Consider the following 9248-nt stretch of genomic DNA (forward strand, 5'->3'; position numbering starts at 1 on the left):
GAGGCGACTGATGCGCGAGGAGCTTGGTGGCGGATGCCAGTGCGGGCGCGTCCGATATCGCGCGGCGATCGATGAGCGCGACGCCTATCTCTGCCATTGCCGGATGTGCCAGCGCGCGACCGGCGGGGTGTCGATCGCGTTCAAGAGCATGGCGAAAGCCGACGTGACGTGGGAGCGCGAACCGGATCGCCATGCCTCCTCACCCATCGCCGTGCGCGGATTTTGCGCGGTGTGCGGTACGCCGCTGACCTATGAGGCGCACGACAGCGATCACATGGACCTGACGGTCGGCAGCTTCGACGATCCGTGCGGTTTTTGGCCGACAGAACATTCGGGCATGGAGAGCTGGCACACGGCCTGGCTTGACACGACCGGGCTGCCGGCCAAACGAACCGATGAGAACCTTCCCCTCGTACAACGCTGGATGGACGCCATTGGCAAGCTCCCCGATTGAACCGCAATTTTTCGAAAGCTTCGACGGCCAGAAGATCGCCTGGCGGGAGATGGGGGAGGGCCGGCCGGTCATACTGATCCATGGCTTCTTCTCGGACGCCTTCACCAACTGGATCCGTTACGGCCATGCGGAGAAGATCGCCGCGCGGGGCTTTCGCGTCATCATGCCGGACCTTCGCGCGCACGGATCGAGCGCACGGCCGCATGACGCGGCCAGTTACCCGCCCGATGCTCTCGCGCGGGACGGGCTGGCGCTGATCGCGCATCTCGGGCTGACGGGCTATGACCTGGGCGGCTATTCGCTCGGCGCGCGGACCACGGTGCGTATGCTGGTCACGGGCGCGGCGCCGCGCCGTGTGATCGTATCGGGCATGGGCCTGGACGGGCTGACCGGCACCGCACGGCGGGGCGATCATTTCCGTCATATCCTGACCAATCTCGGGCAGCACGAACGCGGCAGCCCGGAATGGCTGGCCGAGGCTTTCCTGAAGACGGTCAAGGGCGATCCCATCGCCTTGCTCCATATCCTCGACACCTTCGTCGATACGACCGAGGCGCAGATCGCGGCGATCCGCCAGCCGGTGCTGGTGCTGTCGGGTGTCGAGGATCGTGACAACGGCTCGGCGGAAGCTTTGGCAGCCGCCCTGCCGGACGCGATCCTGCGGACCGTTCCAGGGGGGCATATGAGCGCTGTGCTCAAGCCCGAACTCGGCCAGGAAATCGCGGACTTCCTCGCCGCTTGACCAGCGCGCGCAGCGGGCACACCCTGCCGCATTACCCGATTGAATCGAGGACCTCAGACATGATCCGCACTGGAATTTCCACGCTCGCGCTGGCGCTATCGCTCGCCGCGGCACCCGCCATCGCCCAGAAAAAACCTGCCGCTACCCCGTCCGTTGCGCTTACCGCCGCCGCTGCCGATGCGTTCGTCGCCGAGGCCGAAAAGGCGCTTGGCGACTTCTCGATCCCGGCAAGCCAGGCCGCCTGGGTCAATGCGACCTATATCAACCAGGATACCGACGCCTTGCAGGCGCGGTTCAATAGCGAGCAGACCGAGCTGCAAGTGAAATACGCGGTCGAGGCAGCGAAATATGCGGCGATCCCCGGCCTTTCCCCAGACACGGCGCGCAAGCTGAACCTCATGCGCAATAGCCTGACCTTGCCGGCGCCGACCCGGCCCGGTGCCGCGGTGGAGCTGGCGACGCTCACCACGCGAATGTCCTCGGCCTATGGTGCCGGCAAGGGAACGCTGGACGGCAAGCCGATCAACGGCAGCGATATCGAGGCCGCGATGGGCACCGAGCGCGACCCCGCCAAGCTGCAGGAGATGTGGGTCAGCTGGCATGACAATGTCGGCGCGCCGATGCGGGGCGATTATAGCCGCATGGTATCGATCGCCAACGAAGGCGCGGTAACCCTGGGGTACAAGGATGTGGGGACCTTGTGGCGTTCGGGCTACGATATGGATCCGGCCGCTTTCGCCCGGACGACCGATACGCTGTGGAAGCAGGTCGAGCCGCTTTACCAGGCGTTGCACACCTATGTCCGCTGGAAGCTCAACGAGAAATATGGCGATGTCGTCCAGTCGAAGACCGGGCCGATCCGCGCCGACCTGCTTGGCAATATGTGGGCGCAGGAATGGGGCAATATCTATGATCTCGTCGCGCCGAAGGGCGCGGGCGATCTCGGGTTCGATACCGGCGAGCTACTCAAGCAAAAGGGTTATGATCCGGTCAAGATGGTGAAGACCGGGGAGGGCTTCTATTCCTCGCTCGGCTTCGATCCGCTGCCCGAGACGTTCTGGACTCGCTCCCAGATCACGAAGCCAGCTGACCGAGAGGTGATCTGTCATGCCTCCGCCTGGGATCTGGATAACAAGGACGATCTGCGAATCAAGATGTGCACCAAGGTGAACGGCGACGATTTCGTCACGATCCACCACGAGCTTGGCCATAATTATTACCAGCGGGCGTACAACAAGCAGCCGTTTCTGTACCTGAATGGCGCGAATGATGGATTCCACGAGGCGATCGGCGATTTCGTCGCGCTTTCGATCACTCCGGACTATCTCGTGCAGATCGGCCTGCTGGATCAGGCGAAGGTGCCGAGCGCCGACAAGGATATCGGGCTGTTGCTGAAGCAGGCGATGGACAAGGTCGCGTTTCTGCCCTTCGGCCTGCTGATCGACAAATGGCGCTGGGGTGTCTTCTCGGGCTCGATCAAGCCCAACGGCTATGAGGCGGCCTGGAACGCGCTGCGGCTGCAATATCAGGGGGTGGCGCCGCCGGTCGAGCGGGACGAAACCAAGTTCGATCCGGGGGCAAAATATCACGTGCCGGCGGGCGTGCCGTACACCCGCTATTTCCTGGCGCGGGTGCTGCAGTTCCAGTTCTATGACGCGGCGTGCAAACAGGCCGGCTGGACCGGGCCGCTGCATCGCTGTTCTTTCTACGGCAACAAGGAAGTTGGCGCGAAGCTGGATGCGATGCTGAAGCTGGGTCAGTCCAGGCCGTGGCCCGAGGCACTCGAGGCGTTTACCGGCTCACGCGAGATGTCGGGCCAGGCGATGGTCGACTATTTCGCACCGCTAAAGGCGTGGCTCGACGTGCAGAACAAGGGAAAACCGTCCGGCTGGTGAGCCCTTTATTGCTGAGCCTGGCGGTTCCGGCTTTCCGGTGCCGCCAGGCTCAGCGAACGGGAACAGATCAGCTGCTATAAGCAGTCACGCGATCCGGGATCGTGCCTTCATCGGCGATGCCGGCTTCAAACGAGGCTGACGAGTCCGTTCCGTCGGCCTGATGTGCGCTGCCGCGATGCAGCAACGTGTCGAAATCGATCGGGCCGTTGCCGCGCAGGGCAAACAGCGCTGCAGTAGCGGCAGCGCCGACCGCTGCGACGCCGCCGACGATCGCGGCCGTGCCCCAATGGCCGTTGGACTTCTTGGCGAAGGTGCCGTCCTTGGACCGCACCGCCGTCTTGCGGGCGGTCGTCTTGCTTGCCGAAGCCTTGCGCGTGGCAGGCTTGCGGGTAGCGGCGGGCGTCTTTGCTGCGGTGGCCATTACGTGCTCCTCGGAAAAATGTTGAGCAGCCGTAACGCGCGAGAAGCGCAGGGTTTCCCTCTAGCGGAATGGCGGCTCGTTGAAGGCACGCAATTTGCGCGAATGGAGTTTCGCACCCTCGCGCCGCAATTCCTCGCACGCCTCGATGCCAATGCGCATATGCTCGCTGATCGCGCGCTCGTAGAAGCGGTTGGCCTGGCCGGGCAGCTTGAGCTCGCCGTGGAGCGGCTTGTCCGACACGCAGAGCAGGGTCCCGTAGGGTACGCGGAAGCGATAGCCCTGGGCGGCGATCGTCGCCGATTCCATGTCGATGCCGACGGCGCGGGACAGCGAGAAGCGCAGGGCCGAACGCGCGTAGCGCAATTCCCAGTTGCGGTCGTCCGTCGTGACGATCGTGCCGGTGCGCAGGCGACGCTTCAGTTCCTCGCCGGACTGGCCCGAAATGGTTTCGGCGGCGCGCGCCAGCGCCTGCTGTACTTCGGCGATCGCCGGCACCGGTATTTCGGGCGGCAACACGTCGTCCAGCACATGATCGTCGCGCAGATAGGCGTGCGCGAGGACGTAATCGCCGATCCGCTGGCTGGGACGCAGGCCGCCGCAATGGCCGATCATCATCCATGCTTCCGGCCGGACCACGGCGAGATGATCGGTGATCGTCTTCGCATTGGAGGGGCCGACGCCGATATTGACCAGGGTGATGCCGGTCCGGTCGTCGGCCATCAAATGATAGGCGGGCATCTGATGCCGGCGCCAGGCGCTGCTGTCGGCCAGCATCGCCTCGACATCGTCGCCGGCGCGCATGATGACGCCGCCAGCGCCCGACACGCCGGTGAAGCGGCTGGGCTTGCCGTTTTCGTCGGGCCCTAGCTGCTGGCATGCCCAGCGGACGAACTCGTCGACATAGCGGTGATAATTGGTGAACAGCACATAGCGCTGGACATGCTCCGGCGGCGTGCCGGTGTAATGGCGCAGCCGTGCAAGCGAGAAATCCGTGCGTAGCCCGTCGAACAAGGCGAGCGGCCGGGTCCCGTCAGCATCGGTATAAAGGCCGTCGGCAATCTCGTCGCCGATATAGGCGAGTTCGGTGGCGGGGAAATGGCGCGCGAGTTCCACGGCCGACACTTCGTCCAGGCTCATCGCGTGGCCGGCATCGAGGACATAGGGAAAGGGAATTTCCTGGCGACCCGGCACCGCTTCGACGATGACGTCGTAATCCTCGATCAGCAGGGTCAGCTGTTCGGTCAGGTAATCAGCGAAGATGGCGGGCTTGGTGACGCTGATGCGATATTCGCCCGGTGTGACGAGACGACCGAACGACCGGAGCGGAGCGGGGCGGTCTCCGCCACCGCGATAGCGCAGGCGTATTTCGGGGTAAGCGAAGCTGCCATCGTGCCGGGCATCACGCGGGGGGACGGAACCATCGGTGAGGTAGGCAGTCAACGCCATCTGAAGCCTGTCCACCGAAGCACGGTAGAGTATGTCAAGCTGAGCTACGATATCGGAGGCAGTCGTCATCCGTCGTGGCTAAAGCACCCGCATGACGCTGGCAAGACGGCCGCAGGAGCGGGGCGCGCAGCAAAACGCGCCCCGCTTCAGCTTCGATCAGCTCTTGGTGTCGTCGTCCAGAAGCTTGCTGATGCCGTACGCTGCACCCGCAACGGCGGCGGTGGCGCCGGCGGCGATTGCCGCGGCGGCGGCCGGATGCTCTTTAACCGCTTCGACAGTCGATTCGACGGCGGATTCGATGGCGCCTTGAGCACGCTCGAGGAAGGTCTTCTCGGTCGGGTTCGTCGTGGCAGTGGTGGTCTCGGTGGTCATGCTAGCCTCCTGTATCGGTCGCTGTCCCAACGTGGAGAGCCACCGCCAGTTCCCGGCGGGGCGACAGACAGGTTCCCATCCGCGCTCCGCCGAGTTTGGACCGCCTATCCCTTGAGTTCGCTCAGCATGTGCTCGGCGGACGAGACATTGAATTCGCCGGGGGCCTCGACATTGAGCTGTTCGACGACGCCGTCATTGACGACCATCGAATAACGCTGGCCGCGCTTGCCGAGGCCGAACTTGGAGCCGTCCATCGTCAGGCCGACGGCCTCGGCGAAACTGGCATTGCCGTCGGCGAGCATGGTTACCATGGCAGCATCGTTCGCCTTGCTCCAGGCACCCATCACGAAGGGATCGTTGACCGCGGTGCAGGCGATCTCGTCGATACCCTGTGCCTTCAGATCTTCGGCCTTGTCGATATAGCCGGGCAGATGCTTGGCGGAGCAGGTCGGCGTGAAGGCGCCGGGCACCGAGAACAGTGCGACCTTGCGGCCCTTGAAATATTCATCCGAGCTGACCTGTTCGGGGCCGTTCGCGGTTGCCTTGACGAGAGTGGTGCTGGGCAGCCGATCGCCGACGCTGATGGTCATGATGGAATCCTCCTGGTGGCCGCATTGGCACGCGGCTTGTGGTTGCCGCGGAACCGCGACGACGCCTACCTCGTGCAGGTGAGGAAGGATTTCAAGCGTGGCGAGCGCCGATGGCTGCGCTATGATGCGCGGCGATGGACAAAGCAGCGAATCTCACCGGGCAGCTCCTCCTGGCAATGCCCGGAATCGGCGATCCGCGCTTCGATCGCGCGGTGATCGCGATCTGCGCGCATGATCCCAATGGCGCGATCGGCATCGGCATCGGCCAGGCGATTCGCGGGCTTGGACTGCATGAGGTGCTTGCCCAGTTCGGGATCGATCCCGGGGTGGCGCCCGACGCGCCGGTGCACAGCGGCGGGCCCGTCGAGCAGCGGCGTGGCTTCGTGCTTCATTCCAACGACTGGAGCGGCCAGGATACGATCGACGTCGCCGGGCGCTGGGCCCTATCCGGTACGATCGACGCGCTGAAGGCGATCGCCGACGGATCCGGCCCGAACCGCTGGCTGGTCGCGCTGGGCTATGCCGGCTGGAGTGAAGGGCAGCTCGACGAGGAGCTGACCCGGCATGGCTGGTTCAACGTGCGGGGCGATATCGAGCTGCTCTACGACACCGACGCCGGCACGCGCTGGGAGCGCGGTTTCGCCGAGGCCGGGATCGATCCGCGGCTGCTGGCGAGCAGTACCGGCACGGCCTGAACTGCACAGATCAGCCCTCGCTTTCGATCAGCGGTAGCGTTACCATCCTATAGGAAGCCTGCGGTACGCCGATCCGGGAGACGAGGAGAGATGGGATGAAGCCGAGGCGGATCGTGGCGCTGAGTGCGTTCATCGCAGCAGGTTTACCTGGCAGCGCAGCCTTGCATGGACAGGCTGCTGCGCCGTCCGGCCAGTTCGAGGGCAGCGTCGATATCGGCGACACCGCCCAGCGCGGATCGGTAGCCCGGGATGCGGCCAGCGCGACCTACCGCATTACCGCGGGCGGCGCGAATATCTGGGGCGGCAAGGACGCCTTCCATTTCCTGTGGGCCCGGCGGCCGGCCGGCGACCTGCATGTCGCGGCCGACATCGCCTTTGTGGGAACCGGTGGGGATCCGCATCGCAAGGCAGGGGTGATGATCCGCGAGAACCTGACGCCGGGATCCCGCTACGCCGATGTGATGATCCATGGCGATGGCTTGGCGGCGTTGCAGTATCGCGACGAACAGGATGGCCCGACCCGGCAGATCGTCTCTAACGTGAAGGCGCCGCGCGGTATCAGGCTGGAACGGGAAGGTGACTATGTCTTCTTTTCGCTGCGCGGGGCCGATGGGCTGTGGCACCACGCCGGCGGCAATTTCCGGATCGCGCTGGGCCAGGCCTATGTCGGGCTCGCCGTCTCGGCGCACGACAACAAGGCTAGCGAGACCGCGGTCTTCTCTAACGTCGCGCTGACGGTTCCGGTGCTCGCTCACGTGCCGGACACCGGATATCCGGCCAAGGTCGAGAGCACGCTGGAGACGATGCAGGTCACGGGCGAGCAGAGCCGCACCGTGGTGCGCCATTTCGCGGGCAAGATCGAGGCGCCGAACTGGACCCGCGACGGCGGCTCGCTGGTCTATAACAGCAATGGCCGCATCTATCGCATTCCGGCGACGGGTGGCGAGCCAGTGGCGATCGACACGGGGCGGCACGTCAAGAACAACAATGATCACGGCCTGTCACCTGACGGCACGCAGCTGATCATCTCCGACCAGATCGAACCCGACAACCTGTCGCGCATCCATGTGCTGCCGCTGAGCGGGTCGGGCGCGCCGCGCGAGGTCGTGAGCCACGCCGATGCGCGGTCCTACTGGCATGGCTGGTCGCCCGACGGGAAGACGATCGCCTATGTCTATGTTCACACGAAGAACGGCACCTACGACATCCGCAGCCGGCCGCTGGCGGGTGGGCCGGACCGGATGCTGATCACGGGACCCGGCACGGACGACGGGCCGGAATATTCGCCCGACGGTCGCTATCTCTATTTCAACTCGACCCGGTCGGGCGCGATGCAGCTCTGGCGGGCGAATGGGGCGGACGGGACGAACCCGGAGCGGATCACGCACGACGACGCGTATCGCGACTGGTTCCCGCACCTCTCGCCCGATGGCAAGTGGATCGCGTTCGTGTCGTTCGGGCTGGATGTCGCAGTCGGGGATCATCCGCCGAATCGGGACGTCCTGCTGCGGATCATGCCTACGGATCGAAGCGCGCCGCCGCGCGTGCTCACCCGCCTGTTCGGCGGCCAGGGGACGATCAACGTCCCGTCCTGGTCGCCGGACGGCAAGTCGATCGCCTTCGTGAGCTATCGCCTGGTGCGGTAACGTCCTCGCCGGGCGGCGGGAAGGAAACTGCACGGGCGTCCACACATAAAGATATCTTTATATTTGATTTGGCGGCGCTCCCGCCCTATGTGGCGCGCATCCATTCGCATACATTCCGGAGACATCTACGTGGCCACCGCCTCAGCCATTGCACCGACCGACTATGTCGTCGCCGACATCACGCTTGCCGATTTTGGTCGCAAGGAGATCAACATCGCCGAGACGGAGATGCCTGGTCTGATGTCGCTGCGCGAGGAGTTTGGCGCGTCGCAGCCGCTGAAGGGTGCGCGGATCACGGGATCGCTGCACATGACGATCCAGACCGCGGTGCTGATCGAGACGCTGACCGCGCTGGGCGCCGATGTGCGCTGGGCGACGTGCAACATCTTCTCGACCCAGGACCATGCCGCGGCGGCGATCGCGGCGACCGGCGTGCCGGTGTTCGCGGTGAAGGGCGAGAGCCTGGCCGATTACTGGGACTATGTCGGCGACATCTTCAACTGGGGTGCCGGCGGTTCGGGCGAGACGGCCAACATCATCCTCGACGATGGCGGCGACGCGACGATGTTCGCTTTGTGGGGCGCCAAGCTCGAGGCAGGCCACACGCTGGGCGAGCCGGAGAATGAAGAGGAAGTCGAGTTCCAGCGCGCGCTGAAGGCGTTCGTGGCGAAGTATCCGGGTTACCTGACCGAAACGGTCAAGAACCTGAAGGGCGTCTCGGAAGAGACCACCACCGGCGTTCACCGCCTGTACGAGATCGCCAAGAAGGGCGAACTGCCGTTCCCGGCGATCAACGTCAACGACAGCGTGACCAAGTCGAAGTTCGACAATCTCTATGGCTGCAAGGAATCGCTGGTCGACGCGATCCGTCGTGCCACCGACGTGATGCTCGCCGGCAAGGTCGCAACCGTCGCCGGCTTCGGCGATGTCGGCAAGGGCAGCGCCCAGTCGCTCCGCAACGGCGGCGCCCGCGTGCTGGTGACCGAG

General features: G+C 64.7%; 10 protein-coding genes. 6 read left to right on the top strand and 4 right to left on the bottom strand.

Annotated elements, in window-relative coordinates:
• The first annotated feature begins 10 nt into the window (after window positions 1-10).
• Genes U1769_RS11270 through U1769_RS11280 form a run of 3 tightly spaced genes read left to right on the top strand, consistent with a single transcriptional unit; the run spans window position 11 to window position 3091 of the window.
• Window positions 11-454 (top strand): GFA family protein, encoded by a 444-nt coding sequence (locus tag U1769_RS11270; RefSeq protein WP_332715729.1) that lies wholly within the window; start codon window positions 11-13, stop codon window positions 452-454.
• Complete coding sequence (locus tag U1769_RS11275) at window positions 435-1196, top strand: alpha/beta fold hydrolase (RefSeq protein ID WP_332715731.1); 762 nt, start codon at window positions 435-437, stop codon at window positions 1194-1196. The genes U1769_RS11270 and U1769_RS11275 overlap by 20 nt, the downstream gene beginning before the upstream one ends.
• 59 nt (window positions 1197-1255) lie before the next feature.
• The gene (locus U1769_RS11280; RefSeq protein ID WP_332715733.1) at window positions 1256-3091 is read left to right on the top strand and encodes a M2 family metallopeptidase; all 1836 of its coding nucleotides are present in this window, start codon (window positions 1256-1258) and stop codon (window positions 3089-3091) included.
• 67 nt (window positions 3092-3158) lie between these two features.
• On the opposite strand, the gene U1769_RS11285 is transcribed toward U1769_RS11280, so the two are convergent.
• The 4 genes from U1769_RS11285 to U1769_RS11300 form a co-directional block, all read right to left on the bottom strand.
• Complete coding sequence (locus U1769_RS11285; RefSeq protein ID WP_332715735.1) at window positions 3159-3512, bottom strand: hypothetical protein; 354 nt, start codon at window positions 3510-3512, stop codon at window positions 3159-3161.
• A 60-nt stretch (window positions 3513-3572) separates the two neighbouring features.
• On the bottom strand, window positions 3573-5027 hold the full coding sequence (locus tag U1769_RS11290) for an AMP nucleosidase (protein ID WP_332715737.1): 1455 nt from the start codon (window positions 5025-5027) through the stop codon (window positions 3573-3575).
• Window positions 5028-5114: 87 nt separating this feature from the next.
• Window positions 5115-5330, bottom strand: a complete 216-nt coding sequence (locus U1769_RS11295) for a hypothetical protein (RefSeq protein ID WP_332715739.1) — start codon at window positions 5328-5330, stop codon at window positions 5115-5117.
• 104 nt (window positions 5331-5434) lie between these two features.
• Window positions 5435-5920, bottom strand: coding sequence for a peroxiredoxin (locus U1769_RS11300; RefSeq protein ID WP_332715741.1), 486 nt, complete (start codon window positions 5918-5920; stop codon window positions 5435-5437).
• A 134-nt stretch (window positions 5921-6054) separates the two neighbouring features.
• On the opposite strand from U1769_RS11300, the gene U1769_RS11305 reads away from it, so the two are divergent.
• The 3 genes from U1769_RS11305 to U1769_RS11315 all read left to right on the top strand — a co-directional run.
• Complete coding sequence (locus U1769_RS11305; protein ID WP_332715742.1) at window positions 6055-6615, top strand: YqgE/AlgH family protein; 561 nt, start codon at window positions 6055-6057, stop codon at window positions 6613-6615.
• Between the two features lie 95 nt (window positions 6616-6710).
• The gene (locus U1769_RS11310; protein ID WP_332715744.1) at window positions 6711-8261 is read left to right on the top strand and encodes a TolB family protein; all 1551 of its coding nucleotides are present in this window, start codon (window positions 6711-6713) and stop codon (window positions 8259-8261) included.
• A 147-nt stretch (window positions 8262-8408) separates the two neighbouring features.
• Window positions 8409-9248, top strand: an 840-nt coding sequence (locus tag U1769_RS11315) for an adenosylhomocysteinase (protein WP_443030342.1), incomplete at its 3' end; no start/stop codon positions are given.

Origin of the sequence: Parasphingomonas zepuensis (genome assembly GCF_036663735.1) — a bacterium.
Lineage (GTDB): Bacteria > Pseudomonadota > Alphaproteobacteria > Sphingomonadales > Sphingomonadaceae > Sphingomonas.